The sequence below is a fragment of the Amaricoccus sp. genome (assembly GCF_017995835.1).
GTDB lineage: Bacteria > Pseudomonadota > Alphaproteobacteria > Rhodobacterales > Rhodobacteraceae > Amaricoccus.
In genome coordinates, this window is sequence record NZ_JAGOID010000049.1 from 1 (window position 1) to 23,665 (window position 23,665).

Below are 23,665 nucleotides of genomic sequence, written 5' to 3' on the forward strand. Positions count from 1 at the left end.
TGTCACCACAACGGTCGTGGTCAAGAAGGTGGTGGTGGTCGAGGAGGTTCCCGCCGTCAACGCGACGAAACAGGTGGTCCAGGTCGAGCCGAAGGCGGCTGCAACGGCGCCTCGGATCCGCTACTCCTCCGGCAAGAGCCGCGATTCCTATCGTCGTCACGAACTCACCGCCCTGGGCCTGACTCCGCACGCCCGTCAGGTTCTCGGCGCGCTCGGATTCCGCACCATTTCGGAACGGCGCAGCCCGCTTCTCGGCAACCGGATCGTGGCGCGCCTGCGCACGCCGTCGAACCAGACCGCCGAGGCGGCGCTGGCGCGGGCGCGCTCGGTGCTGCCCGAGGTGACATTCGATCTCGCCCACCTCTACCGTCCGAGCGGCGAGCAGGCGTCGGTTCGCTACGCGGCGAACATGATCGGCGCGCCGCTCGGTCCGACCTGTCCGGTTCCGACCCGTGTCGGGCTGATCGACTCAGGCGTCGGCACGCACGAAACGCTGTCCGGCGCAAAGATCGTCCGCAAGAACTTCGTCGAGAAGGGCGCGTCGACGAACGTCGCCCATGGCACGGCCATTGCGAGCATTCTGGTCGGCGACCTGCCAGGCACAGGGCCGCTCATGCCCGGGGCCCAGCTCTACAGCGCCAATGTCTTCGCCAGCGATTCCGGGGGCCTGCGCGCCGACGCGACCGCGATCATCGCGGCGCTCGACTGGATTGCGGCGCAGCGGGTGCCGGTGGTGAACCTGTCGCTGATGGGCCCGAAGAACGCGCTTCTCGAGCAGGCGATCGCCGCTGCCGCGTCGCGCGGGCTGGTCATGGTCGCCGCCGCGGGCAACGACGGCCCAGGCGCCGGGCCGGCCTATCCGGCCGCCTATCCGGCCGTGATCGCCGTGTCGGCGGTCGATGCGCGCGGGCGACCCTACGACAACAACAACCGGGGCCCCTACATCTACGTGGCCGCGCCCGGCGTCGATATTTGGGGCGCGGACGCCCGCGGGGGGCTGGCCTTCTGGACCGGCACCTCCTTCGCCGCGCCGTTCGTGACCGCGAGCCTCGCGCGCGACATCGCGCTCGGCCGGGTCCACGACACCAACGACGGACGCAGCGCGATCGCCTCGCGGGCCCGCGACCTCGGAGCGCCCGGCCGCGACCCGATCTACGGGTTCGGTCTGTTGCAGTCCTCCAGCTGCGGCGGCTCCGGCGCCAAGGTGCTGTCCGCCAAGAACTGACGGCGCGCGACCGGCAAAACCGGGGCCCGGATCGGCGGGGCGCTCCCCCCGATGCGGAGGCTCCGCGGGGCGTTCACGGCCAGAAATCTTCGCGCTCAGCGAGGCCGGCGGCGGCGTCGGTTCCCGCGTCAGCGCCGGAGGATCGGCGGGCGGCCGGGGTCCCCGCCGGGCCGGCCCGGCGGCGTCGGTGCGGGCGGCACGGGCGGGTCGAAACGCAGGCCGTTGCGCTCGAAGGCGCCGCGGGCCGGCGCGTCGACTGCGAGGAAGGCCACGTCGATCTCGATCCCGGCGAACGTCGCGGCTTCCGCGACGGCGGCGGCGATCCCCGCCTCGGCGGTCGGCGTCGCCCCGGCCACGGCGAGAACCAGCCGGCCGGCGTCGTCGCCGTGCTCGAGCGTGGCGAGCCAGGCCGCGTCGATCCGTCCGGCCATCGCCGCGACCTTGGCGTCGAGCGCGGCGACGAGCGCCTCGGTGGCGTCGTGCGGCGGTCGCACCGCCGTCGGCCGCACCGCCGCCGCCTCGGCAGCGGCGGCCCGGGCCATGTCGGCGAGCCAGTCGACCGCTTCGGCCGGCAGCAGCGTGGCGGAGGGCGCCGCGCCGAGGTTCAGTCCGAGCCCGACGCCGCTTCCCGCAAGCGCCGACGCGAGGCGCCTGCCGGCGAGGGCGGCATAGGGCGCCGGCGCGTCCAGGAAGGCGGCGAGGCGTGCGTCGCGGTCGAAGGCCAGAGCGAAGCGCCCTTCCTCCAGGTCGAAGACGAGCGGCCGCAGCGTCGCCCCCTCGGGTTCGGCCTCCAGCAGGACGAAAAGCTCGGCGTCCATCAGGCGCTCGTGGAAACGTCGCCGCGCGGCTTCGTCCTCGGGCGCCGCCTCCATGGCGAGGAAGGCGGCGTCGATGGGGGTCTCTGCGGTCATTCGATCAACTCGGCGACGCGGCGGCGCAGTTCCGGGAGCAGTTCGGCCTCGAACCACGGGTGGCGCCTGAGCCAGCCGGTGTTGCGCCAGGACGGATGAGGCAGGGGCAGCACGCCGGCGGGCGCTTCGCGCCAGCGCGCGACGGTTTCGGTGACGGAGCCTCGCCCGAGGATCCAGGCCTGCGCGTGCCCGCCGATCAGGAGGGTCAGGCGGACCTGCGGCATCGCCGCCAGCGCGCGCGCGCGCCAGGTCGCGGCGCAGAGCGGCGGCGGCGGCAGGTCGGAACCCCTGGCGTCGTAGCCGGGGAAGCAGAAGGCCATCGGCAGCACGGCGAAGCGGCGGCGGTCATAGAACGCGTCGCGGTCGACGCCGAGCCAGGCGCGCAGACGGTCGCCGGAGGGGTCGTCGAAGGGCCGTCCCTTGGCGTGGACCTGGGCGCCCGGCGCCTGGCCGCAGACGAGGATCGGGGCGCGATCGGAGAGCCATGGCACCGGGCGGGGCGCATGGGCGGTGGCGGTCGCCGCAAACCGGTCGGCGCAGAGGCGGCAAGCGGCCACCTCCGCCGCCAGCGCCGTCACTTCGTCGATGCGCCCGCCATCCATGCCCTTGGGCCTAAGCCGACCGTGCCACAGGGTCAACGGGCGGCCTTTCCCTCGGCCGGACGGCGGTCTAGGGTCCGCGCCTGAATCCACCGCAGGAGGAACGGATGGCCGAGATCAAGGATCCGGAGAACACGCTGGTGATCCAGCTCAAGGACGGGGACGTGGTCGTGGAGATGCTGCCCGCGGTCGCGCCGAAGCATGTCGAGCAGATCAAGGCGCTCGCTCGGGCCGGGGAGTACGACAACGTCGCGTTTCACCGGGTGATCGACGGCTTCATGGCCCAGACCGGCGACGTGCAGAACGGCGACATGGAGGACGGGTTCAACATCCGTCGCGCCGGCACCGGCGGGTCGAGCCGGCCCGATCTGCCGGCCGAGTTCTCGAAGCTCCCCTTCGACCGCGGCGTGCTCGGCATGGCGCGCAGCCAGAACCCCAACTCGGGCAACAGCCAGTTCTTCATCATGTTCGAGGACGGGCACTTCCTGAACGGCCAGTACACCGTCTGGGGACGTGTCCTGTCCGGTATGGAGCACGTCGACAGGATCGTGCGCGGCGAGCCACCGAGCAACCCGGACAGGATGGTCGCGGTCCGCGTGGCGGCGGATTCCTGATGCGGCGGCTCATGGCTGCGGTCGCCCTTGCGGCGGGGCTGGGCGGGGCGGCGCTGGCTGCCGCGCCGGAGGATACGCTGGTGATCGAGGTCGCGGGCAAGGGCGCGGTCGAGATCGCGCTGCGCCCCGATCTCGCGCCGCAGCACGTCGCGCGGATCAAGGAGCTGGCGCGGGAAGGGGCCTATGACGGGGTCGCCTTCCACCGGGTGATCGAGGGCTTCATGGCCCAGACCGGCGACGTCGCGCACGGCACGCGGGCGACCTTCGGCCAGGGCATGGCGGGGACGGGCGGGTCGGGGCTTCCTGACCTGCCGGCGGAGTTCACCGGCAACGCCTCGTTCGACCGGGGCGTCGTCGGGATGGCGCGCAGCCAGAGCCCGAACTCGGCCAACAGCCAGTTCTTCATCATGTTCGCCCCGGCCCCGCATCTCGACGGACAATACACGATCGTGGGCGAGGTGGCGTCCGGGATGGAGGTCGTCGACGCGATCGAACGCGGCGACATCGCCAGCGGCGGCGCGGTGGCGGAGCCGGACTGGATGGAGAAGGTCTACGTCAAGGCCGACGGGCCCTGAGGCCCGCGTTGCCGCCGCCCGGAGTCGGCGGCGGCACACGCGCGCCCCTGAGGCAGCCTGACCTGCCCCTTGAGGCGACTCTGCGGCCGGCAGGTTACTTCGTCGCGGGCAGCTCGATGGCGGAGACCTGCTCTCCGATCGCCACGCGCTCGCCGCCGCCGCGGCCGATGCGGCTGAGATCGGCCTCGCCCAGTTCCGTCCAGCGGCCGTCGACGAAGATCTGGAGCGGGCGATAGCGCCGCTTGTAGTCCATCTTCGGGCTGCCGGGCACCCAGTAGCCGAGATAGACGTAAGGCAACCCCGCCTCGCGGGCGATGGCGATGTGGTCGAGGATGATGAAGGCCCCGAGGCTGTCGCCGGCGCGGTCGGGATCGAAGAACGAGTAGACCATGGACACGCCGTCGGAGAGCACGTCGGTCAGGCAGACGGCGACCAGCTCGCGGCCCCGGGGCCCGCGCTCATGGTATTCGACCACCCGGCTGCGCACCGGGGTCTCCTCGATCATGGCGCTGAACTCGTGGCTGTCCATGTCGGCCATGCCGCCGGTGGCGTGGCGGGCGTCGAGGTAGCGGCGGAAGAGGGCGAACTGCGCCTCGGTCGCCCAGGGGCTGGAACTCGTGCGTTCCAGCCGGGCGTTGCGCGTCAGCGTCCGGCGCTGGCTGCGATTCGGGACGAAGTCGCCGACGACGATCCGGGCCGAGAGGCAGGACGAGCAGCCGGCGCAGGACGGGCGGTAGAGCACGTTCTGCGACCGCCGGAAGCCCTGATGCGACAGGACGTCGTTCAGCCGCGCGGCGCCGTCGCCCTGCAACGCCGTGAACAGCTTCCGCTCGATCTTGCCGGCAAGATACGGGCAGGGCTGCGGCGCCGTGACGTAGAACTGATGCGACTGCGGCAGGCTGTGGCGCATGGCGGCCCCGGATGCGATCCCCCTTGCGGCCAAGGGTAACAACACGTTTTCGAGGCGGGCAACAGGATTCTCCCGATCCGCCCGGATCCGCCCCTCGTCAGTCGGCCGGACGGTTGATCATGGCGGTTCGCAGGATCAGGTCCGGCAGCCCCTGGCCGTAGCGGGTGAACGCCATCATCAGCACGCTCACGAACGCCAGCGGTACGACCGCCACGCAGAAGGCGTAGACGAGCGTCTGCATCAGCGCCGTGCCGCCGTCGAGGCGCGACCCATCGTGGCGGCGGAACTCGACGCCCATCAGCCGCATTCCCCAGGTTGCCGAGGCGGAAGCCAGCGTCGCGGCGCGATAGACGATCGCGACGCTCGACAGGATCAGGGGGAACGCCGCGAAGCCGAACCCGAGCGTGACGAGGCCGAAGAGGAAGGCGAGCGGCACGCCGATCGCGAGGATGATCACCACGTCCACGATCCAGGCGGCGAAACGACGACGGAGGACGCCGGCATAGAACTGCCGGTCCCGATCCGGATCCGGCAGGCCGTGCATCACGGTGTCGTGGTAGGCGTCGAAGGCGTGGCTCATTCGGTGTCGGTCCCCCGGTTTCCCCCAGAAGATGGGGGCCGCGGGGCCGTCCGCAAGGGCCGGCGCCGCGCGGTCAGGCGCGCCCGGTGAGCGCGGCGAGCACGTCGGGATCGATCGCGATCTTCGGGTCGGCCTCGACGCGCTTCTTGCCGGGGTAGTCGAAGGTTTCGAGCACCTTGCGCATCACCGCGATTCGCGCCCGTCGCTTGTCTTCGGCGAGGATCACCGTCCACGGCGAGCCGGGGCTGTGGCTGCGCTCGAACATCTCGCCGACCGCCGTCGTGTACTCGTCCCAAAGCGCGAGGCCCTTCACGTCGATCTCGGACAGCTTCCACTGCTTGAGCGGGTCGCGCTCGCGGTCGAGGAAGCGGCGCAGTTGCTCGGCGCGGCCGACGGCCAGCCAGATCTTGATCAGGGTGATGCCGTCGTGACGGAGCATCGCCTCGAAATAGGGAAGCTGCTCGAAGAAGGCGGCGCGCTCCTCGTCCGTGCAGAAGCCGAAGACCTTCTCCACCACGGCGCGGTTGTACCAGGATCGGTCGAAGATCACGATCTCGCCGGCCGAGGGCAGGTTGGCGACATAGCGCTGGAAATACCATTCGGTGCGCTCGGTGTCGGACGGCGCGGGCAGGGCGACGACCGGCGCCTGGCGGGGGTTGAGGTTCTCGGTCAACCGCCTGATCGCGCCGCCCTTGCCGGCGGCGTCGCGGCCCTCGAAGACCAGCGCCACCCGGCGACCGGTGTCGCGCACCCAGCGCTGGAGCTTGGCCAGCTCGAGCTGGCAGGCGTCGTACTCGGCCTCGTAGTCGGATTTCGACATCGGCCCCGGATAGGGGTAGCCCTCCGTCAGGATCTCGTCGCCGCCCGCCCGTTCGATCGCCTGGCGCACGGCCTTGGGGGCGCCCTTCCGGAAGTACCGGCTTACCGCGCCATCGAAGGGCTTGGCGAAACCGTTGTGGCTCCTGGCCGACTTGTTGCCCTTGGCCGTCCTGTCGTTCGTGGCCATGCCTGTCCCCCGCGGAGCCGTCGCGGCGACTATGCGGCCCCGCCGCGCGCGTCGCAACGGCTCCGCCGGTTCGGGTCAGCCGATCCGGGCGAGGTCGTAGGGGGTGGTCTGGTAGATCTCGTTGATCCAGTTGCCGTAGAGAAGCGCGCCGTGGCTGCGCCACAGGTTCTCCGGCGGCTGGCGCGGGTCGTCGTCGGGGAAGTAGCCGACCGGCGGCTCGATTGCGTCCCCGGCGGCGACGTCACGCTCGTACTCTTCGCGCAGCGTGGTGGAGTCGTATTCCAGGTGGTTGAAAACGTAGAGGGCGCGGTGCCGCGCGTCCTCGACGAGACAGGGGCCCAGCTCCTCGCTGTCGATGAGAACGCGCAGGTCGGCATGCAGGCCGAGATCCTCATGGCGCACCTCGGTCCAGCGGCTGACCGGGACCATGAAGCTGTCCGAGAAGCCCTGAAGCCAGGGCGAGCCGGCGGCGACGGCGCGGTGGCGGAAGCAGCCGAAGGCCTTGGCCGGCAGCGCATGCTTCGGCACGCCGTAGAAGTGGTTCAGCATCGCCATGCCGCCCCAGCAGACGCCGAAGGTGCGGTGGACGTTGGTCTGGGTCCAGTCGAAGAGCGCGCGGATCTCGTCCCAGTACGAGACCGCCTCGTATTCGAGGTGTTCGATCGGCGCGCCGGTGACGATGAGACCGTCGAACTTGCGCGATCGCGCCTCGGCGAAGGTGGTGTAGAACGCCTCGAGATGGGCGAGGGCGGTGTTCTTCGAGACGTGCTCGGTCATGCGGATGAGCGTGAGCTCGATCTGCAACGGCGTCGCGCCGATCAGCCGGGCGAACTGCGTCTCGGTCTGCACCTTCCTCGGCATCAGGTTGACGAGGCCGATCTGGAGCGGGCGGATGTCCTGCCGCAGCGCCGTTTCCTCGGACATGACCATCACGCCCTCGCGTCTCAGGACGTCGTGGGCGGGAAGGCTGGCGGGGATCTTGATCGGCATCTGGGGCAGGCTCCTCGGGAAGCCGCTAGATAAGGCGGCGAGGCGCCGTGCGCAATCGCGGGTGGAACGGCTCAGCCGATGGTCCAGAGCATGAGGTAGAGCGCCCCCATGCCGCCGAGGATCGCGCCGAGCACGCTGCGCGTCCAGGCCCCGACCCCGAGCGCCACCGCCGCTGCGACCAAACGAGCCGGGTCGGCTTCGCCGCCCGTCGCCGCCGGCCAGACGACGAGGGGCGCGACAAGCCCGGGCATGACCGCCACCGGCACGTAGCGCAGGAGACGCAGCGCCCAGGCCGGAAGCTCGCGGTCGCCGATCAGGCCGAGGAAGGAGAAGCGCAGAAGGAAGGTGGTGAGGCCGAGGCCGAGGATGACGATCCAGATCTGGCTCACGGCCGGCGCCGCTCCAGCGCGAGTTCGACGGCGGCGCCTGCCAGCATGGCGAGCATGGCGGCGGCGATCAGGCCAAGGCCGTAGGGCAGGGAGGCGAGGAGGAGGGCGACAACGACGGAGACGAGGGCGGCCGCGAGATGGGGCAGGCTGCGCAACGCCGGCGCGAAGATGGCGATGAAGGCGATCGGCACGGCGAAGTCGAGCGCGAGCGCCGGCGGCAGGCCCGAGCCGAGAAGCGCGCCGGCGACGGTGGCGGCGTACCAGACGATGCAGGTCTGGGTCGCGCAGCCGAAGAAGACCGCGGCCTTCTCGGCGGGCGAGAGACCGGGCGCGAGCGCGTATCGGTGCATCGCCGAGCCGTAGGTCTGGTCGACGAGGGCGTAGGCGACCAGGGCGCGCTTCCAGAGCGGCAGCGGGCCGAGATGCGGCGCGAGGCTTGCCGAGTACATGGCATGGCGCAGGTTCACCACCGTGGCGGTCAGTATGACGATGAAGGTGGGCGCGTGGTCCTGCATCAGCTGGAGCGCGGTGAACTGCGACGCCCCGGCGATGACGAGCACGCTCATGCCGAGGATTTGCGCCATGTCCCAGCCGGCCTCGCGGGCGACGACGCCGAAGAGCATTCCGAAAGGGACGATGACGATCAGGAAGGGCGCGCCGTCGCGCATGCCCCGGAAAAAGGCGCGCCGGTGCGTGGAGAGCGGCATGGTCTCGTCATTCCTCGACTGTCGCCGACTGTCGGCCTCGTCTATCTTGCGCGCGCCATGACCTGCAACCCCGCGTCCCCGCCGTCCGAGACCATCGCCGGGGTGATCCTCGCGGGCGGCCTGTCGCGGCGGATGGGCGGCGGGGACAAGGCGCTGCTGCCGCTCGGGGGGCGGCCGGTCCTCGCGCATGTGATCGCGCGGTTCGCCCCGCAGGTCGGGCCGCTCGCGCTGAACGCCAACGGCGATCCGGGGCGGTTCGCCGGGTTCGGGCTGCCGGTGGCGGCGGACGGGTTTCAGGGCTTCGCCGGTCCGCTCGCCGGCGTGCTCGCTGCGATGCATTGGGCGGCGGGGCAGGGGGCGGGGCTGGTCGCCACCGTGGCCGCCGACACGCCGTTCCTGCCGCGCGATCTTGTGGGCCGCCTCGCCGCCGGCATCGGCGGCGCGCCGGTCGCGGTCGCCGTGGCGGAGGACGGCGCGCACCCGACCTGCGCGCTCTGGCGGGTCGCTCGCCGCGGCGACCTGGCGGCGGCGCTCGTAGCGGGAACGCGGCGGGTGACGGAGTGGGCCGCCCGCGAGGGCGCCGCACCCGTTGCTTTCCCGGACGAGGCGGCGTTCTTCAACGTCAACGTGCCGGCGGATCTCGCCGAGGCGGAGGCGCGGCTGGCGCAGGGTTGATCGCCTGCGCGGCGCGCCTGCGGCGGGCGCAGCCGAGGGGACCGGTCGCTGCCGTGACCGGTCGCGCGGGGGGACTTGCCTGCGTGACGCGATCGGTGGCACAGGGGGGGCGCGCCCGCGACGTTCGGCCCGGCGATCCGGCGCGCTCTTGCCCTCGCCGGGTTCGGACCCGACCCCTTGATTCCCGCCGTCCTGTCCCGCCCGGGACTGCATACGACCGCGTTCTACATCGCCTTCTTCATGGCGATGGGCGTGCACGCGCCGTTCTGGCCGCTATGGCTGGAGCACTGGGGGCTCACGCCCTCCGAGGTAGGGTTCTACGTCGCCGTCGGCACCGGCGTCCGTGTCGTGGCGGGCCTCGTGCTGCCGGCCTGGGCCGACCGGCTGGACGGGCGGCGGATGGTGGTGGCCGTCTGCGCGACGGTCGCCGGGATCGCCACGGTCCTGCACCTGTGGATCACCGATCGGGTCGAGCTTCTGCTCGCGACCGTCGTTCTCGGCGCCGCCTTCGCGGCGATCGGCCCGATCGCCGAGGCGCTCGGCGTCGCCGCCTCGCGCGCCTTCGGGTTTCCCTATGCGCAGACGCGCGGGCTCGGCTCGCTCGGCTTTCTCGCCGCGAACCTCGTGGTCGGCGCGCTCATCGTCACGTGCGGCACGAACCTCGCGCTCTGGTCGATCGTCGCCTGCATGGCGGCGGTCGTGGCGCTCGTCCTCGGCCATCCCGGCGGGCGGCGCCTGCCGGACGTGGCGCCGCCGCGGTTCTCCGACATCGGGAGGCTGCTGGTCGACCGGACCTTCTTCCTGTTCGTCGCCACGGTCGCCTTCGCCCAGGCGAGCCATTCGGTGTTCTTCGCGCTGGCCTCGGTGCACTGGGCGGGGCTCGGAATCGGACCGGCGACGATCGGCGGGCTCTGGGCGGCCTCGGTCGCGGCAGAGATCGTGTTCATGGTGGCCATCGGCAGCTGGACGGTCGCCCGTCTCGGGGCCGTCGGCTCGATCGCCGTGTCGGCCGTGGCCGGGGTGGCGCGCTGGGGTTTGATGGCGCTCGACCCGCCGGTGTGGATGCTCTGGCCGTTGCAGGCGAGCCATGCGCTCACCTTCGCGCTCGGGCATCTGGGCGCGATCGCCTTCATCGTCCGTGCGGTGCCGCCGCGGTACGGGGCGTCGGCGCAGGGCGCGATGACGTCGCTCGCGACGGGATCGCTGCTGCTGCTCGGCATGCTGGCCGCCGCGGCGGCCTATCCGGCGTACGGGGGCGGGGTCTTCGCCATCGCCGCCGGCTTCTCCGTGGTGGGAACGGGTCTGTCGGTCGTGCTCGCCCGGCGCTGGCGGGGCGAGACTCTGCCGGTCTGAGGTTCCGTCCGAAGACTTCGGCGTCAAGGGTTTACGGCGGATCGTTCGATGCACACTCCATGCACGACGTATGCACAACGCATATGTCAGGCAAAAGAGTCGGGATTGAATCGTTAATGCAGGCGCGGGGTCAGTCGAAGGCGCCGGTGGCGCGGGCCATGAGCTGGAAGGCGCGGCCGGAGCGGGTGTCGGCGAGCTGGGCGAGCCCCTCGTCGCTCGCCTCGCCGACGATCTCGCCGAGTACGGCGTCGAAGCGGCGCAGGAAGAACAGCGCGGCGTCGCGGAAGACGGCGTCCTGCTTCATCAGCCCGCGGGCGGCGTCGAGCGCGCCTTCGTCGCGGATGCCGCCCAGCGTCTCGACCGGGGCGCCGCGGCCGCCGGCGGCGAAGCGACGCCAGGCGGCGGCGTCGGCCGGGGCCATCGCGAGGTCGTCCATGTAGACGCCCTCCTGCGACAGATAGGTCAGCAGATCCTCGGCGGCCTGCAGCATCTGCGCGAGACTGTGCCGCTGCAGCGCCCGCCGGAGCGCGCGGAACCCGTCCTCGTCGGAAGGATCGCGCGGGAAGTCGAGCGCCTGCATCATCTCGCCCCAGCCGAGCGGCTCTTCCGGCTCGGCGGGAGCGGCGAGCGGGAGCGCGGCCTGACCGGCCGGCGGCGTTGGCGCAGCGCCCTTCGCCGCCCGGACGCGCCGCGGGGCGGCGGCCTCGGGCTTCGGATCGCCCGGATCGGGCGCCACGACGGGCAACGGCGCAGGCTCGGTAGCCGCCGCCGGCGCGATGCGCAGCGCGGCGAGCGCCGCCTCCACGCGGGCGAGGCCCGTCTCCAGCCGGGCGATGGCCGGCGCGGAGTCCGTCGGCGCGAGGGCGCGAACCGCGTCGTCGACGGCGGCGCGCAGCTCGGAGGGCGAGGCGGGAGCGTGCCGGTCCAGTCCAGCCCGCGTCGCCTCCAGCGCCCCGAACAGCGGCGTCGACAGCTCGGCCAGCCCGGCGATCATCTCGCGCTGGCGGGTCAGCTCCTCGGCGAGGTAGGCGGCGATCCAGATCAGGATCAGCGGCAGCGCCAGCGTGACGAGAAAGAAGGCGCCGTCGAGGAACGAGGTGCCGCGCGCCTGCGACGCGCCGAAGAAGCCGATCGCATAGGCGATGACGATGACCGCCCAGACGACGCTCGCCACCGCGGCGCGGCGGCGGACGGGCCCGAGGGCCTCGAGGCGCGAGAAACTGCGGCCGATGGCGTCGAGGCTGGCGCGTGGAATGTCTCGGGCCATCGCGCCGCCCCCCCGATCAGACGAAGGAAACTGTGCGGATCTCGTAGGAGCGCACGCCTCCCGGGGTACGCACCTCGACGCTCTCGCCCGGCTCCTTGCCGATCAGGGCGCGGGCGAGCGGCGACTTCATGTTCAGGAGGCCCTGCTCGACGCTCGCCTCGGCTTCGCCGACAATCTGGTAGGTTCTTTCCTCGTCGGTGTCCTCGTCGAGCAGCACGACGGTCGCGCCGAACTTCACCGGCCCCGACAGGCGGCTGACGTCGATCACCTCGGAGCGCCCGATCATCGCCTCGAGCTCCTTGATGCGGCCCTCGATGAAGCTCTGGCGTTCGCGCGCCGCGTGGTACTCGGCGTTCTCGGAGAGGTCGCCGTGCTCGCGCGCCTCGGCGATGGCGCGGATGATCTGCGGCCGGTCGATGGACTTCAGCCGCTTGAGTTCGGCGTCGAGCTTGGCGAACCCCTTGGCCGTGAGCGGGAACTTCTCCATCCATTGCCTCCCGAGCGCCCCAGCGCCATCGCACGCAAAATCAACGAGGCCGACGCCGGGCGTCGACCTCGTCTGGCGGGTTCCCCGCCGTCTCGATCACCTTATGTCCCGTCGTGAGAACCTGCAAGCCGCCGTCCGCCCGTCGCGGAGCCCCGCCGGCGTTTGCGTGTCGCGCGAGCGCCTCCGCCGTGAACACCCGCAGGCCGAGCTCCGGACGGTAGCCGTGGATCTCGCTCACGTCGAGGGCGCGCATGAACGCGAGGATCTCGCGGCTGATCACCTGGCCGGGCACGAGGATCGGGAAGCCGGGCGGGTAGGGGATGATGAAGCTCGCCGAGACCACCTCGCGGCCGGCGTCCATCGCCGCGTCGAGGCCGCCGTGCAGGTCGCTGTAGTCGCAGTTGGCCTCGTCGTAGCTGAGATAGAACGCGGCCCGGATGTCGCCCGCGGCGGTGACGGCGTCGGTGCGGAAGGCGTCGTGGAAGCGGCTGAAGTCGGGCAGGGGCGGCAGGTCCGCGGTGAGGGCGTGGACGCGGCGCTCGAAGCTCAGCCGCTCCATCCGCGAGGCATGGTCGAGCCGGTCGTCGAGCTCGCCCGCGATGCGCACCAGCACCTCGATGAGGTATGCGACCGAGGAGCGCGTGGTCCCGATGTTGGTCATGAAGAGGACGGTGTTGCGCGAGGTCTTGTTGATCTGGATCCCGTAGCGGTCCATGAGGATGCTGGTCTTGAAGGTGTCTCCGTCCCAGCCTGTGCCTCCGACAGCGAGCGTGACGCGGGTGGGGTCGAGCACGAACTCGTCGTTGGCCCACGAGTCCCAGATGTCGGTCCAGCCCTGGTCGGCGGCGTAGTAGTTCGTCGCCCCGCTCCCGCGGAAGCGCTCGGGGATCATGTCGCCCGGGGCGAGCACCTTGAAGTACTTCTGCAGGCGCGGGTGGGAGGCGATGGCGCGACGCATCGACATCGCCGCCTCGAACTGGCGCTGGACGAACTCGAAGCCCTCGAGCTCGACCTGCCGGCGGCCGACGTCGAGCGAGGCGATGATCTGGTAGTTGGGCGAGGTCGAGGTGTGCGTCATGTAGGCTTCGCGGAAGTTCTGCTCGACCTCGCCCTTGAAGTCCTGGTCGTTGACGTGGATCATCGAGCCTTGGCGGAGCGAGGTCAGCGTCTTGTGCGTCGACTGAGTGGCGTAGACGCGCACCCGCGCCTGCGGCGACGGGATCAGGCGGGTCTTGAGCAGCGTCGCGTCGTCGGCGCCTTCGAGCTTCGCCTGCTGCTTCTCCCACGCCCGGACGTGCTCGGGCGTGCGCAGTCGCTCGCGCAGCATGTTGGCCGCGTTCATCGCCGTGCGCTGGCGGTAGACCGGGCCGAAACGGGCGAACGCGAACCATGCCTCGTCCCAGAGGAAGATCAGGTCGGGCTTGATCGCGAGGCACTCCTCCATGACGCGCTCGACGTTGTAGGCGATGCCGTCGAAGGTGCAGTTGGTGAGCAGGAGCATCCGCACGCGGTCGAGCCTGCCGGCCGCGCGGAGCTTCAGGAGCTGGCCCTTGATCTCGGCGAGCGGCACCGCGCCGTACATCGAGTATTCGTTGAGCGGGTAGCTCTCGAGGTAGACCACGTGCGCCCCGGCCAGCACCATGCCGTAGTGGTGCGACTTGTGGCAGTCGCGGTCCACCAGCACGACGTCGCCGGGCTGGAGCAGCGCCTGCACCACGATCTTGTTGCAGGTCGAGGTGCCGTTGGTGGCGAAGTAGGTCTGGCGGGCGCCGAAGGCGCGGGCGGCGAGCTCCTGGGCGTCCTTGATCGGCCCGTGCGGCTCGAGGAGGCTGTCGAGGCCGCCGCTGGTCGCCGAGGTCTCCGCGAGGAAGATGTTGGCGCCGTAGAAGGCGCCCATGTCCTGGATCCAGTGCGAGCGCGTCACCGACTTGCCGCGGCTGATCGGCATGGCGTGAAAGACGCCGGTCGGCTGGCGCGAGTAGTTCACGAGTGCGGTGAAGAACGGCGTCTTGTAGCGCGACTGGACGCCGCGCAGGATGTTGAGGTGAAGTTCGACGAAATCCTCCTGATTGTAGAAGACCCGCCGACAGATCCCGAGATCCTTGCCGGCGATCTCCTCGACCGAGCGATCGGTGATGAGGTAGGCGTCGAGTTCGGGGCGGACCTTGGCGATCAGCCGGCAGAGCTCGGGGCCGTAGTCCTCCGGGGCGAGCGCGTCCACGTCCTCGTCGCCGACGCGGTTGAGGAAGCGGGTGAGGAGGTCGAGCTCGATCGCGGACATCAGCGCGAGGCCGGGGCGCACGACCACCGCCTGGACGTTGTGGTTGAAGAGGCATCCGATGAGCGCGTCCTCGAGGCTCGGCACGATCACCGCCTCGTAGTGGAACGGATCGGCCGGGCGGCGCATGGCCTGCATGGACGCCTTCAGCCACCGGTCCTGCTGCTCGTTGACGCGATCGACGAGCAGCACCTCGAAGTACGGCTTGGCGAGCGCCCGCGTCTCGGGCGACAGCAACACCTCGTCGTCGCCCTCGTGCTCCTCGGCGTCGTCGCGATCGAGCGGGATGGTGCGCCGCCGGTAGGCGCCGGTGGCGAGCGCGCGCGTGACGCGCCGGACCGCGAACGCGAGCCGGTCGAGGTTTCCGGCCTCGAGCATCCGGCGAAGCTGGGCGAACGCCTGCGGACCGGGGAACGCCCAGTAGGGCTCGAGCGGGGCGAGCGTCTCGAAGAGTTCGCGCATCCGCTTTCGGAGGCGCTCGGCCGCGCGCCCCTCCGGCGCCCGCTGGAGTTCCTCGGCGCTCGCGCGGAGCGCGCTCCACTGGTCGGAGCGGAACTGGACGGCGCTGTAATGCTCGCTGATCGACTTCATTGCCATCTCTCGCAGCCTGGGTGCGCGCCGCCGCTCGACGCCCGCCGGATCCGTGAGCGCACCATAGCGGCAAGTCGGCAGCGGGTCACGCCGGTGCGATGGGTCTCGCGCGGCTTTGCGGGCCTCGCGATTGACCCGTGCCGCCGTCGCAGCTAGGGCTCGATGCGTCGCGGCAGGGGCCGCGGCCAGCCAGGGGAGCCCGCCAGTGTCCGAGCCAGTCTCCGCGGTCGAACGCGAGTCGATGGAGTATGATGTCGTGATCGTAGGCGCCGGGCCCGCCGGGCTCTCCGCCGCGATCCGTCTGAAGCAGCTCGATCCCGACCTGTCGGTCGTGGTGCTCGAGAAGGGCTCCGAGGTCGGCGCGCATATCCTCTCGGGCGCGGTGCTCGATCCCGTCGGCCTCGATGCGCTGATCCCCGACTGGAAGGAGAAGGGCGCGCCGCTCGACACGCCGGTGACGGACGATCGGTTCTACCTCCTGACGCGGGCCGGCGACGTCCGCATCCCGAACTGGCCGATGCCGAAGCTGATGTCGAACCACGGCAACTACGTGGTCTCCATGGGCAATGTCTGCCGCTGGCTCGCCGGGCAGGCGGAGGAGCTCGGGGTCGAGGTGTTTCCCGGCATGGCCGCCTCGGCGCTGGTCTGCGAGGGCGACCGGGTCATCGGCGTCGTCGCCGGCGAGTTCGGACTGGAGCCGGACCGGACCCCTGGGCCGTCCTACGAGCCCGGGATGGAGCTGCGCGGCAAGTACGTGATGATCGCCGAGGGCGTGCGCGGCTCCCTCGCGCGGCAGCTGATCGAGAAATACGAGCTTTCCAAAGGGCATGAGCCGCAGAAGTTCGGGCTCGGCATGAAGGAGCTGTGGGAGGTCCGCCCCGAGGTCTCGAAGCCCGGCCTCGTCCTGCACACGATGGGCTGGCCGCTCGGCAAGAACGCCGGCGGCGGATCCTTCGTCTACCATCTCGGCGACAACCAGGTCTACGTGGGCTTCGTCGTTCACCTGAACTACGAAAACCCGCACCTCTTTCCGTACATGGAGTTCCAGCGGTTCAAGCATCACCCGCTGATCGCGCCGCTGCTCGAGGGCGGGCGGCGCATCGCCTATGGCGCGCGGGCGATCACCGAGGGGGGCTGGCAGTCGCTGCCGAAACTGACCTTCCCGGGGGGCGTGCTGCTCGGCTGTTCGGCGGGCATGGTCAACGTGCCGCGCATCAAGGGCAACCACAACGCGATGCTGTCGGGGATCGCCGCGGCCGAGGCCGCCCATGCGGCGATCAAGGCCGGACGGGCGGGCGACGAACTCGTGGACTACGAGAAGGCGGTGCGCGGGGGGCCGATCGGGCGCGACCTGAAGCCGGTCCGCAACGTCAAGCCGTTGTGGTCGAAGTTCGGGCTGACGGCGTCGCTGGCGCTCGGGGGGCTCGACATGTGGATCGGGTCGCTGACCGGGGGCTGGTCGCCGTTCGGCTCGATCAGCCACGGCAAGACCGACGCGGAGGCGACGGGTCGCGCGGCGCGGTTCGAGCCGATCGACTACCCCAAGCCCGACGGGAAGCTCTCGTTCGACCGGCTGACCAACGTGGCGTTCAGCTTCACCAACCACTCCGAGGAGCAGCCCTGCCACCTGACGCTGAAGGATGCGTACGTCCCGATCGACATCAACCTGCCGCGCTACGACGAGCCGGCGCAACGCTACTGCCCGGCGGGGGTCTACGAGGTGGTGCGCGACGAGGACGGCGGAAATCCGCGCTTCGTCATCAACTTCCAGAACTGCGTGCACTGCAAGACCTGCGACATCAAGGATCCGTTGCAGAACATCGTCTGGACCACGCCGCAGGGCGGCGATGGACCGAACTATCCGAACATGTGACAATACCCGAACATGTGACTTGCTGCGGCGCCGCGCGGATTGTGTCCGCCGCGGCGTCGTCCTACGCTTCGGGGCAAATGCCTCGCCCCAAGCCCAAGTGCCTCGCCCCCAAGCCGCCGTGGAGCGCTCCCTCTTGCCCCTGAACCGCGCCAAGATCCTCCCCGTCCTCGTGACCGCCGCTGCGGTCCTCGCAGCGCCGCCGCAGGTGGCGGCCGCGGCCGGGCTGTCGGGCTCCTACCTCGCGGCGACCCAGGCGGACATACAGGACGACTATGCCACCGCCGCCGCCTACTACGGCCGGGCGCTGGCGCTCGATCCGGGCAATCTGGTCCTGATGCAGAACGCCACGGTGGCGCGGGTGGCGGAGAACGATGTGGCCGGGGCGGTGACGCTGGCGAAGGAACTGCTGGCGAAGGCTCCCGGCAACCCGGTCGGGCTCCTCGTCGTGCTGGCCGACGACCTCGCGCGGGGGGACTTCGGCGCCGCGGAGGCGACGCTCGGCAAGTCCGGGTCGGACGCGAATCCGCTTTTCGTCGGGCTTCTGTCCGGTTGGCTCGCGGCGGGGCGGGACGACTTCGTCGAGGCGCAGGCGCGCTTCGACGCGATGAACCAGAACGAGGCGCTGGCGGCCTATGGCCAGTATCACAAGGCGCTGGCGCTGGCGCTCGCCGGAGATTTCGTCTCGGCGGAGGCGATCTTCGCGGGCGGGCAGAACGGACCGCTGCACCTCGGCCGCGCCGCCATCGCCGCCCATGCGCAGACGCTCGCCCAGATCGACCGGACCGACGACGCCATTGCCGTGATCGACCGGGCGCTGGCCGACGGCTATCCCTCGACGGCGCTTGTCGACCTGCGCGACCGGCTCGCCGCGGGCGAGGAAGTGCCGTTCACCCAGATCACCCGGGCGCAGGACGGCGCCGCGGACGTTTTCCTGACCATGTCCGAGGGGCTCGGGTCGGCCGACAGCGACCGGCTCGCCATCGTCTATGCGCGCCTCGCCGGGTATATCCGGCCCGACCTCGTCGAGGCCTCGCTGGTCTCGGCCGAGGCGCTGGCTCGTCAGGGTCGCTATGATCTCGCCACCGCCGCCCTCGCCGAGGTGCCGGCCGACAGTCCCTGGTACGTCACGGCCGAAATCCGCCGCGCCGAGACTCAGCGCGCCGCAGGCGACGCGGAGGCCGGCATCGCCACGCTGACGGCGCTGGCCGCGGCGCACCCGGATTCGCTCGAGGTGCAGGCGGCGCTGGCCGATCAGCTGCGCATGGCCGAGCGCTACGCTGACGCCGCCAAGGCCTACAGCGCCACGATCGCGCTCCTGAGCCCGCCGTTGCCGGCGCACTGGGGCCTGTTCTACAGCCGGGCCATCGCCTACGAGCGCGCCGGAGAATGGCCGAAGGCGGAGGCGGATTTCCGCGAGGCGCTGGCGTTGCAGCCAGGCCAGCCCAGCGTGCAGAACTATCTCGGCTACAGCCTGGTCGAGCAGGGCCGCAACCTCGACGAGGCGCTGGCCCTGATCGAGCAGGCCGTGGCCGGCCAGCCCGACGATGGCTATATCACCGACAGCCTCGGCTGGGTGCTCTTCCGGCTCGGCCGCTACGAGGACGCGCTGCCGCACATGCTGCGCGCGGTGGAGCTCGAGCCGGTCGACCCGGTCATCAACGACCATCTCGGCGACGTGCTCTGGAAGGTCGGCCGCAAGCGCGAGGCCGAGTTCCAGTGGCGGCGCGCGCTGTCCTTCGGGCCGGCCCCCGACCTCGACATGGACCGGCTGCGCGCCAAGCTCTCGGGCGGCCTCGAGGCCGTGGGGCCGGAGGCGCGGACGCCGCCGCCCGCCGCCACGGACGGTCCGCAGGACGGCTGAGCGGGTGGCCCCCGCCGACGCGCCGGCGGGGTTCCGCGAGCTCGCTCCGGCCAAGGTCAACCTCGCGCTCCACGTCACCGGCCGCCGCGCGGACGGCTACCACGAGCTCGACAGCCTCGTGGTCTTCCTGCGCCTCGGCGACCTGCTGGAGGCCGTGCCGGCCGAGAGGCTGACACTGTCCGTCGAGGGGCCTTTCGCCGCAGGACTGACCGCGGGGCCGGAGAACCTGGTGCTGCGGGCCGCGGCGATGATCCGGCCGGCGGGGCGGGGAGCGGCGCTTCGGCTCGCCAAGGCGTTGCCGGTCGCGTCGGGGCTCGGGGGCGGCTCGGCCGACGCGGCGGCGGCGCTGCGACTGCTCGCCCGGGTCTGGGGCGTCGCGACGCCCGCGCCCGCGACGACCGTGACGCTCGGCGCGGACGTGCCGGTGTGCCTCGCCGGCCGGCCGGCGCGGATGCGGGGCGTCGGCGAGGCGCTCGATCCGGTCACGCTGCCCGCGTTCTGGCTCGTCCTCGCCAATCCCGGCGTCGCTGTCGCCACCGCGGCCGCCTATGCCGGGCTGGAGCGGCGCGACAATGCGCCGCTGGAGCCGCCGCCGCGGGGCCTCGGGGCGGCGGCGCTGGTCGAGTGGCTCGTCCGGCAGCGCAATGACCTCGAACCGCCGGCGCTCCGCCTCGCCCCGCCGATCGCCGAGGCCCGGGCGGCGCTCGCGGCGCAGGCGGGGTGCCTGCTCGCGCGGATGTCGGGATCGGGGGCGACCTGCTTCGGTCTCTTTGCGGCCGCGACCGAGGCCGAGGCCGCAGCGGCCGCCATTGCGCGGGCGCGGCCGGGCTGGTGGGTCGCGGCGGCGCCGACGGAATGATACCGGCGGGCTCACGAAACGACTCGCGGGCCCTTTTTGATCCTTTGGCATTTTTATCGTTTGAATTCAGGTAGTTAACCTACCTATCACGCGTGTTAGCGCGTGTTGGCCTGCGTTGCGCCGGGCGGCCTGGCAGACCCGCCGGTATGGCGGCGTCGGTCAGACCAGGCGGGCGACCACGTAGTCTGCAAGCTCGTCGAGGTCGCGCTTCATCGGGCTGTCGGGCAGGGCGGTGAGCGCGGCGCGGGCGCGTTCGGAATGGGACAGGGCGGTCGCGCGCGCCCCTTCGAGGGCGCCGTGGCGGGCCATGAGCGCCAGCGCCTGATCGAGGTCGCCCGGAACCTGGTCGCCCTTCTCGATGGTGCGGAGCCAGAATGCGCGCTCCTCAGGGTCGGCGGCGGCGACGGCGCGGATGACCGGAAGCGACATCTTGCGCTCGCGGAAGTCGTCGCCGACGTTCTTGCCGATTCGCGCCCCGAGCCCGCCATAGTCGAGCAGGTCGTCAGCGATCTGGAAGCTGATCCCGAGCGCGTCGCCGTAGTCGCGCAGCGCCGCGACATGCGGCTCCGGCGCGCTGGCGATCAGCGCCCCGACCTCGGTCGCCGCGGCGAAGAGCGCGGCGGTCTTGCCGCGGACGATCTGGAGATAGACGTCCTCGCTGGTGGAGAGGCGCGCTGTGGCGGTGAGTTGCAGCACCTCGCCCTCGGCGATGGTCGCGGCGGCGTCGGCCAGCACCCCGAGGATGCGCATCGAGCCGGGCTCGACCATGAGCTGGAAGGCGCGGGCGAAGAGATAGTCGCCGACCAGCACGCTCGACTTGTTGTCCCAGAGCAGGTTCGCGGTGGGGCGACCGCGGCGGCGCGCGCTCTCGTCGACGACGTCGTCGTGGAGGAGCGTCGCGGTGTGGATGAACTCAACCGTGGCGGCGAGCCGCACGTGGTTCTCGCCCTCGTAGCCGAAGAGGCGGGCGGCGGCGAGGGTGAGAAGCGGGCGCAGGCGCTTGCCGCCGGCCTCGACCAGATGCGCCGTGACCTCGGGGATGCGCGGGGCATGCCGGGAGGCCATCCGCTCGCGCAGCGTGGCGTCGACGCGCGCCATGTCGTCCGCAAGCGCCGCTCGCATCCGGTCATAGGGGCTCGGGCCGCTCTCGACCTCGACCGGGACGCTCGATAGGCTACGGGGCATGAAGGAAGTCCTGCGCTCGACGGATCCGACGGCCATCGCCTTCTCGACGGCGCTGCTGCGGGCCGAGGATATAGACTGCTTCGTTCTGGACGTCCACATGAGCGTGCTCGAAGGCGGGATCGGTCTTTTTCCCCGGCGCCTGGTGGTCGCGGACCGCGACGCCTTCCGGGCCCGGGCGATTCTCGCCGACAACGAGGTGGACGGGCGGCTGCCGTGAACGGCTTCGCCGAGGCGGATCTGACCTGCGACGGCTTCCTCGGCGGGCGGATCCGCCTGTGGCAGCCGCGCAAGGGCTACCGGGCCGCGATCGACCCGGTGCTGCTGGCGGCCTTCGCCCCGGCGGCTTCGGGGATGCGGGTGCTCGACCTCGGCTGCGGGGCCGGTACGGCGGGGCTGTGCCTCGCCGCGCGGACGCCCGGGATCGAACTGCACGGGCTGGAGCGGCGGGGGGAGTATCTGGACCTCGCGCGGCGCAACGCGGCGGAGAACGGGATCGCCTTCGTCGGGCACGAGGGGGACGTGCTGCGGCCGCCGCCGGCGGTGAAGGCCGCGTCCTTCGATCTGGTGCTGACGAACCCGCCCTATCATCCCGCCGCGTCGGCGGCAGCGCCCGACGCCGGACGGGACGCGGCCAACCGCGAGGCGACCGGCGTCGACGCGTGGATCGCCGCGGCCCTGCGTCGGCTTCGGCCCGGCGGTGTGCTGGCTCTCGTCCACCTGCCGGCCCGGCTGCCGGCGATTCTCGCGGCGCTGGACGGCCCGGCAGGGGCGATCGCCGTCCTGCCGGCGCTGCCGCGCGAGGGCAAGCCCGCGACCCGGGTGCTGGTGCGGGCGGTGAAGGGACGCAAGGCGGCGATGACGCTGCTCGCGCCGCTGACGCTGCATGCGGGCGGGGGCGGCGATGGGGGCCGGGAGGGCTATGCGCCGGCGGTCGCGGCGGTGCTGCGGGGCGAATCGGCGCTGGCGGATGATACATGCGGAGCGCGCGCGTGAACATTCGTGCGCACGCATCGGGAGTGGCCCGCTCGCAGGTTCTTGTGGCGCATTGTCGGTGACGGCTGCGTGACAGGGGGGACGTTTCGTGCTTTCCTGACCCGGTTGGTCGGAAAGTGAAGGAGGAACGAATGACCCTGAGCTCCCACCTCGTCGAGTTGCGGAAGAAGCATCAGGCCCTGTCTGACGCGATCGAAGCCGAGCAGACGAAGCCCGGCTCGAACGACCTGAGCATCAAGCAGCTGAAGGTGAAGAAGCTCCACCTCAAGGAAGAGATCGAACGTCTTTCGTCCCAGGCCCTTCAGTAGGGCGGGCCCTCCGGGGCGTTGCGCGCGCCGCGAGCAGCGCCCCGCCGGCGATGAGGATCGCGGCGAGAGCGAGGCTCGGCGTCGGGCGTGCGACGCCGGCAGCGACGAGAAAGAGCGTCGACACGAGCGGGGCGGCATAGGCGCCCACGCCGAGCAGCTGGATGTCTCCGCGCTTGCAGCCAAAATCCCAGAGATAGAAGGCGAGCCCGACCGGTCCGGCGCCGAGCGCCGCCGTGGCGGCCCAGGCCATCGCGCCTTGCGGCCAGACGGTGGTCTCGAAGGCGACGTGCGCCAGCGCCGACAGGGCGGCCGTCGCGAGGCAGAAGATGGCGACGCTCTCGGTCGGGGCGGTGCCGAGCCGGCGGCTGAGCACGGAATAGCCGGCCCATATCACCGCGCAGGCCGCCGCGGCGGCGAGGCCGGGCAGGCTGGCGGGCGAAAAGCTCGCGCCGGGTCCGAGCACGACGAGCCAGGCGCCCGCGAAGGCGATCGCCGCGCCGAGGACGTGCCGGGCGTGGAGACGTTCGCCGGGGAGGAGCCCGGAGAACAGCACGATCAGGAGCGGCCAGAGATAGGCGACGAGACTCGCCTGCGCCGGCGGCGCGAGCCGCAGCGCGGTGAAGTAGCAGGCATGGTAGCCGAAGAGCCCGCCGATGCCGACCAGCCAGACCGCCGACGGCAGGCCGCGCAGCCGCGCGAGGCCCACGCCCGAGGCGACGATCCAGCCGAGGCCCAGCGTCCCGCCGATGACGAAGCAGATGGCTGTGAGCTGAAACGGCGGCACCGGCCCTACCGAGACGGTCAGAAGCGCGAGCAGCGCCCACATGCCGATCGCGCCGAAGCCTAGCGCCGTGGCGCGTGAGCGGCTCATCAGGCGGCGTTGCGGTCGGCCGCGGCGCGGTGGAGGAAGTCGACGATCATCCGGGCCCAGGCGCCGGCGTGGACCTCGCGTCCCAGCGTCGCGCGGGCGGCGTCGGCGTCGTCGGTCGGGAAGGCCGTGCCGGCGCGGAGCGCGAGGAGTTCGTCCATGAAGGCGGGTCCGAACTCCGGATGCGGCTGGAGCGAGATCGCGTCGGGGCTCTCCGGATCGCCGTAGGCGAGGGCGGCGTAGTCGCAATGGGCGGAGCGGGCGAGCACGGTGGCGTCGGGCGGCAGCGCGACGACCTGGTCTTGGTGCAGTGCGTTGACCGCGAAATGGTCGGGCAGGTCGGCCATCCAGCCCGGGCGCGCGGTGACCTCGTAGTCCTGCACGCCGAGGCCCCAGCCGCGATCGGATTTCACCACCTTGCCGCCGAGCGCCTCGGCGAGGATCTGGTGGCCGAAGCAGACGCCGACGACCGGCACACCCTCGGCGACGCAGGCGCGCAGGAAGGCCTTGAGCGGCGCGATCCAGGGCAGATCGTCGTAGACGCCGTGGCGCGAGCCGGTC

25 protein-coding genes are annotated in these 23,665 nt (G+C 71.5%); 11 read left to right on the top strand and 14 right to left on the bottom strand.

The genetic code is table 11. From position 1 onward, the window contains the following. Nucleotides 1-1,225 (top strand): S8 family serine peptidase (locus KBA23_RS09370; RefSeq protein WP_290739843.1); only part of this gene is annotated, 1,225 nt, incomplete at its 5' end. A 128-nt stretch (nucleotides 1,226-1,353) separates the two neighbouring features. Here KBA23_RS09370 and KBA23_RS09375 read toward each other — a convergent pair. Both KBA23_RS09375 and KBA23_RS09380 read right to left on the bottom strand, forming a co-directional pair. After that, complete coding sequence (locus KBA23_RS09375) at nucleotides 1,354-2,136, bottom strand: SseB family protein (protein WP_290739846.1); 783 nt, start codon at nucleotides 2,134-2,136, stop codon at nucleotides 1,354-1,356. Beyond that, nucleotides 2,133-2,738 (bottom strand): uracil-DNA glycosylase family protein, encoded by a 606-nt coding sequence (locus KBA23_RS09380; protein WP_290739849.1) that lies wholly within the window; start codon nucleotides 2,736-2,738, stop codon nucleotides 2,133-2,135. The genes KBA23_RS09375 and KBA23_RS09380 overlap by 4 nt, the downstream gene beginning before the upstream one ends. 104 nt (nucleotides 2,739-2,842) lie before the next feature. Between KBA23_RS09380 and KBA23_RS09385 the strand changes: the two genes are divergently transcribed. Together KBA23_RS09385 and KBA23_RS09390 are read left to right on the top strand one after the other, a co-directional pair. Then, on the top strand, nucleotides 2,843-3,349 hold the full coding sequence (locus tag KBA23_RS09385; RefSeq protein WP_290739852.1) for a peptidylprolyl isomerase: 507 nt from the start codon (nucleotides 2,843-2,845) through the stop codon (nucleotides 3,347-3,349). After that, entirely contained in the window at nucleotides 3,349-3,924 is a 576-nt protein-coding gene (locus KBA23_RS09390; protein ID WP_290739856.1) for a peptidylprolyl isomerase, read from the top strand. Before KBA23_RS09385 ends, KBA23_RS09390 begins: the two co-directional genes overlap by 1 nt. A 94-nt stretch (nucleotides 3,925-4,018) precedes the next feature. Here the strand turns inward: KBA23_RS09390 and KBA23_RS09395 are convergent, their stop codons facing one another. From KBA23_RS09395 to KBA23_RS09420, 6 genes are all read right to left on the bottom strand, one after another. Beyond that, nucleotides 4,019-4,834, bottom strand: coding sequence for an arginyltransferase (locus KBA23_RS09395; protein ID WP_290739858.1), 816 nt, complete (start codon nucleotides 4,832-4,834; stop codon nucleotides 4,019-4,021). A 97-nt stretch (nucleotides 4,835-4,931) separates the two neighbouring features. Beyond that, complete coding sequence (locus KBA23_RS09400) at nucleotides 4,932-5,414, bottom strand: RDD family protein (RefSeq protein WP_290739860.1); 483 nt, start codon at nucleotides 5,412-5,414, stop codon at nucleotides 4,932-4,934. Nucleotides 5,415-5,487: 73 nt separating this feature from the next. Further along, complete coding sequence (gene ppk2 / locus KBA23_RS09405; RefSeq protein ID WP_290739862.1) at nucleotides 5,488-6,420, bottom strand: polyphosphate kinase 2; 933 nt, start codon at nucleotides 6,418-6,420, stop codon at nucleotides 5,488-5,490. Between the two features lie 75 nt (nucleotides 6,421-6,495). Continuing rightward, nucleotides 6,496-7,410 carry a homoserine O-succinyltransferase gene (metA, locus tag KBA23_RS09410; RefSeq protein WP_290739865.1) on the bottom strand — a complete coding sequence of 305 codons (915 nt, stop codon included), beginning with the start codon at nucleotides 7,408-7,410 and terminating at the stop codon, nucleotides 6,496-6,498. A gap of 71 nt (nucleotides 7,411-7,481) precedes the next feature. Further along, nucleotides 7,482-7,799 (bottom strand): AzlD domain-containing protein, encoded by a 318-nt coding sequence (locus KBA23_RS09415; RefSeq protein ID WP_290739868.1) that lies wholly within the window; start codon nucleotides 7,797-7,799, stop codon nucleotides 7,482-7,484. Beyond that, the gene (locus tag KBA23_RS09420) at nucleotides 7,796-8,506 is read right to left on the bottom strand and encodes an AzlC family ABC transporter permease (protein ID WP_290739871.1); all 711 of its coding nucleotides are present in this window, start codon (nucleotides 8,504-8,506) and stop codon (nucleotides 7,796-7,798) included. The genes KBA23_RS09415 and KBA23_RS09420 overlap by 4 nt, the downstream gene beginning before the upstream one ends. A 57-nt stretch (nucleotides 8,507-8,563) precedes the next feature. Here KBA23_RS09420 and mobA point away from each other — a divergent pair, with 57 nt between their 5' ends. Continuing rightward, nucleotides 8,564-9,181, top strand: coding sequence for a molybdenum cofactor guanylyltransferase MobA (gene mobA / locus KBA23_RS09425; RefSeq protein WP_290739873.1), 618 nt, complete (start codon nucleotides 8,564-8,566; stop codon nucleotides 9,179-9,181). A gap of 177 nt (nucleotides 9,182-9,358) precedes the next feature. Further along, nucleotides 9,359-10,534, top strand: coding sequence for an MFS transporter (locus tag KBA23_RS09430; RefSeq protein WP_290739875.1), 1,176 nt, complete (start codon nucleotides 9,359-9,361; stop codon nucleotides 10,532-10,534). Between the two features lie 130 nt (nucleotides 10,535-10,664). Here the strand turns inward: KBA23_RS09430 and KBA23_RS09435 are convergent, their stop codons facing one another. Genes KBA23_RS09435 through KBA23_RS09445 form a run of 3 tightly spaced genes read right to left on the bottom strand, consistent with a single transcriptional unit; the run spans nucleotide 10,665 to nucleotide 15,157 of the window. Then, the gene (locus tag KBA23_RS09435; RefSeq protein ID WP_290739878.1) at nucleotides 10,665-11,801 is read right to left on the bottom strand and encodes a hypothetical protein; all 1,137 of its coding nucleotides are present in this window, start codon (nucleotides 11,799-11,801) and stop codon (nucleotides 10,665-10,667) included. A gap of 16 nt (nucleotides 11,802-11,817) precedes the next feature. Next, nucleotides 11,818-12,288 (bottom strand): transcription elongation factor GreA, encoded by a 471-nt coding sequence (greA, locus tag KBA23_RS09440; protein WP_290739881.1) that lies wholly within the window; start codon nucleotides 12,286-12,288, stop codon nucleotides 11,818-11,820. Between the two features lie 40 nt (nucleotides 12,289-12,328). Then, nucleotides 12,329-15,157 (bottom strand): aminotransferase class I/II-fold pyridoxal phosphate-dependent enzyme, encoded by a 2,829-nt coding sequence (locus KBA23_RS09445; RefSeq protein ID WP_290739884.1) that lies wholly within the window; start codon nucleotides 15,155-15,157, stop codon nucleotides 12,329-12,331. Between the two features lie 241 nt (nucleotides 15,158-15,398). On the opposite strand from KBA23_RS09445, the gene KBA23_RS09450 reads away from it, so the two are divergent. From KBA23_RS09450 to KBA23_RS09460, 3 genes are all read left to right on the top strand, one after another. Continuing rightward, nucleotides 15,399-17,030 (top strand): electron transfer flavoprotein-ubiquinone oxidoreductase, encoded by a 1,632-nt coding sequence (locus KBA23_RS09450; RefSeq protein WP_290739910.1) that lies wholly within the window; start codon nucleotides 15,399-15,401, stop codon nucleotides 17,028-17,030. Nucleotides 17,031-17,163: 133 nt separating this feature from the next. Then, nucleotides 17,164-18,891, top strand: coding sequence for a tetratricopeptide repeat protein (locus KBA23_RS09455; protein ID WP_290739887.1), 1,728 nt, complete (start codon nucleotides 17,164-17,166; stop codon nucleotides 18,889-18,891). 4 nt (nucleotides 18,892-18,895) lie between these two features. Further along, a complete protein-coding gene (locus tag KBA23_RS09460; protein ID WP_290739890.1) occupies nucleotides 18,896-19,750 on the top strand; it encodes a 4-(cytidine 5'-diphospho)-2-C-methyl-D-erythritol kinase in 855 nt (284 codons plus the stop codon). 159 nt (nucleotides 19,751-19,909) lie between these two features. Here the strand turns inward: KBA23_RS09460 and KBA23_RS09465 are convergent, their stop codons facing one another. Beyond that, entirely contained in the window at nucleotides 19,910-20,935 is a 1,026-nt protein-coding gene (locus KBA23_RS09465; RefSeq protein WP_290739893.1) for a polyprenyl synthetase family protein, read from the bottom strand. On the opposite strand from KBA23_RS09465, the gene KBA23_RS09470 reads away from it, so the two are divergent. The 3 genes from KBA23_RS09470 to KBA23_RS09480 all read left to right on the top strand — a co-directional run bounded on the left by KBA23_RS09470 (nucleotide 20,934) and on the right by KBA23_RS09480 (nucleotide 22,236). Then, complete coding sequence (locus KBA23_RS09470) at nucleotides 20,934-21,152, top strand: DUF2007 domain-containing protein (protein ID WP_290739896.1); 219 nt, start codon at nucleotides 20,934-20,936, stop codon at nucleotides 21,150-21,152. The two genes, KBA23_RS09465 and KBA23_RS09470, sit on opposite strands and share 2 nt — an antisense overlap. Then, nucleotides 21,149-21,928 carry a methyltransferase gene (locus KBA23_RS09475; RefSeq protein WP_290739899.1) on the top strand — a complete coding sequence of 260 codons (780 nt, stop codon included), beginning with the start codon at nucleotides 21,149-21,151 and terminating at the stop codon, nucleotides 21,926-21,928. Before KBA23_RS09470 ends, KBA23_RS09475 begins: the two co-directional genes overlap by 4 nt. A gap of 131 nt (nucleotides 21,929-22,059) precedes the next feature. Next, entirely contained in the window at nucleotides 22,060-22,236 is a 177-nt protein-coding gene (locus tag KBA23_RS09480) for a DUF465 domain-containing protein (RefSeq protein WP_290739902.1), read from the top strand. On the opposite strand, the gene KBA23_RS09485 is transcribed toward KBA23_RS09480, so the two are convergent. Both KBA23_RS09485 and KBA23_RS09490 read right to left on the bottom strand, forming a co-directional pair. Next, nucleotides 22,193-23,107, bottom strand: coding sequence for a DMT family transporter (locus tag KBA23_RS09485; RefSeq protein ID WP_290739905.1), 915 nt, complete (start codon nucleotides 23,105-23,107; stop codon nucleotides 22,193-22,195). The genes KBA23_RS09480 and KBA23_RS09485 overlap by 44 nt on opposite strands. Then, nucleotides 23,107-23,665 (bottom strand): type 1 glutamine amidotransferase (locus KBA23_RS09490; RefSeq protein ID WP_290739907.1); only part of this gene is annotated, 559 nt, incomplete at its 5' end. The genes KBA23_RS09485 and KBA23_RS09490, both read right to left, overlap by 1 nt.

Excerpts from the sequence above, each read along its gene's own strand:
- KBA23_RS09445 (WP_290739884.1), bottom strand. The coding sequence starts at position 15,157 with ATGAAGTCGATCAGCGAGCATTACAGCGCCGTCCAGTTCCGCTCCGAC.
- KBA23_RS09470 (WP_290739896.1), top strand. The coding sequence starts at position 20,934 with ATGAAGGAAGTCCTGCGCTCGACGGATCCGACGGCCATCGCCTTCTCG.
- KBA23_RS09485 (WP_290739905.1), bottom strand. The coding sequence starts at position 23,107 with ATGAGCCGCTCACGCGCCACGGCGCTAGGCTTCGGCGCGATCGGCATG.
- KBA23_RS09465 (WP_290739893.1), bottom strand. The coding sequence starts at position 20,935 with ATGCCCCGTAGCCTATCGAGCGTCCCGGTCGAGGTCGAGAGCGGCCCG.
- metA (WP_290739865.1), bottom strand. The coding sequence starts at position 7,410 with ATGCCGATCAAGATCCCCGCCAGCCTTCCCGCCCACGACGTCCTGAGA.
- KBA23_RS09450 (WP_290739910.1), top strand. The coding sequence starts at position 15,399 with ATGGAGTATGATGTCGTGATCGTAGGCGCCGGGCCCGCCGGGCTCTCC.
- KBA23_RS09385 (WP_290739852.1), top strand. The coding sequence starts at position 2,843 with ATGGCCGAGATCAAGGATCCGGAGAACACGCTGGTGATCCAGCTCAAG.
- mobA (WP_290739873.1), top strand. The coding sequence starts at position 8,564 with ATGACCTGCAACCCCGCGTCCCCGCCGTCCGAGACCATCGCCGGGGTG.
- KBA23_RS09380 (WP_290739849.1), bottom strand. The coding sequence starts at position 2,738 with ATGGATGGCGGGCGCATCGACGAAGTGACGGCGCTGGCGGCGGAGGTG.
- KBA23_RS09480 (WP_290739902.1), top strand. The coding sequence starts at position 22,060 with ATGACCCTGAGCTCCCACCTCGTCGAGTTGCGGAAGAAGCATCAGGCC.
- KBA23_RS09400 (WP_290739860.1), bottom strand. The coding sequence starts at position 5,414 with ATGAGCCACGCCTTCGACGCCTACCACGACACCGTGATGCACGGCCTG.
- KBA23_RS09395 (WP_290739858.1), bottom strand. The coding sequence starts at position 4,834 with ATGCGCCACAGCCTGCCGCAGTCGCATCAGTTCTACGTCACGGCGCCG.
- ppk2 (WP_290739862.1), bottom strand. The coding sequence starts at position 6,420 with ATGGCCACGAACGACAGGACGGCCAAGGGCAACAAGTCGGCCAGGAGC.
- KBA23_RS09375 (WP_290739846.1), bottom strand. The coding sequence starts at position 2,136 with ATGACCGCAGAGACCCCCATCGACGCCGCCTTCCTCGCCATGGAGGCG.
- KBA23_RS09420 (WP_290739871.1), bottom strand. The coding sequence starts at position 8,506 with ATGCCGCTCTCCACGCACCGGCGCGCCTTTTTCCGGGGCATGCGCGAC.
- KBA23_RS09435 (WP_290739878.1), bottom strand. The coding sequence starts at position 11,801 with ATGGCCCGAGACATTCCACGCGCCAGCCTCGACGCCATCGGCCGCAGT.
- KBA23_RS09390 (WP_290739856.1), top strand. The coding sequence starts at position 3,349 with ATGCGGCGGCTCATGGCTGCGGTCGCCCTTGCGGCGGGGCTGGGCGGG.
- greA (WP_290739881.1), bottom strand. The coding sequence starts at position 12,288 with ATGGAGAAGTTCCCGCTCACGGCCAAGGGGTTCGCCAAGCTCGACGCC.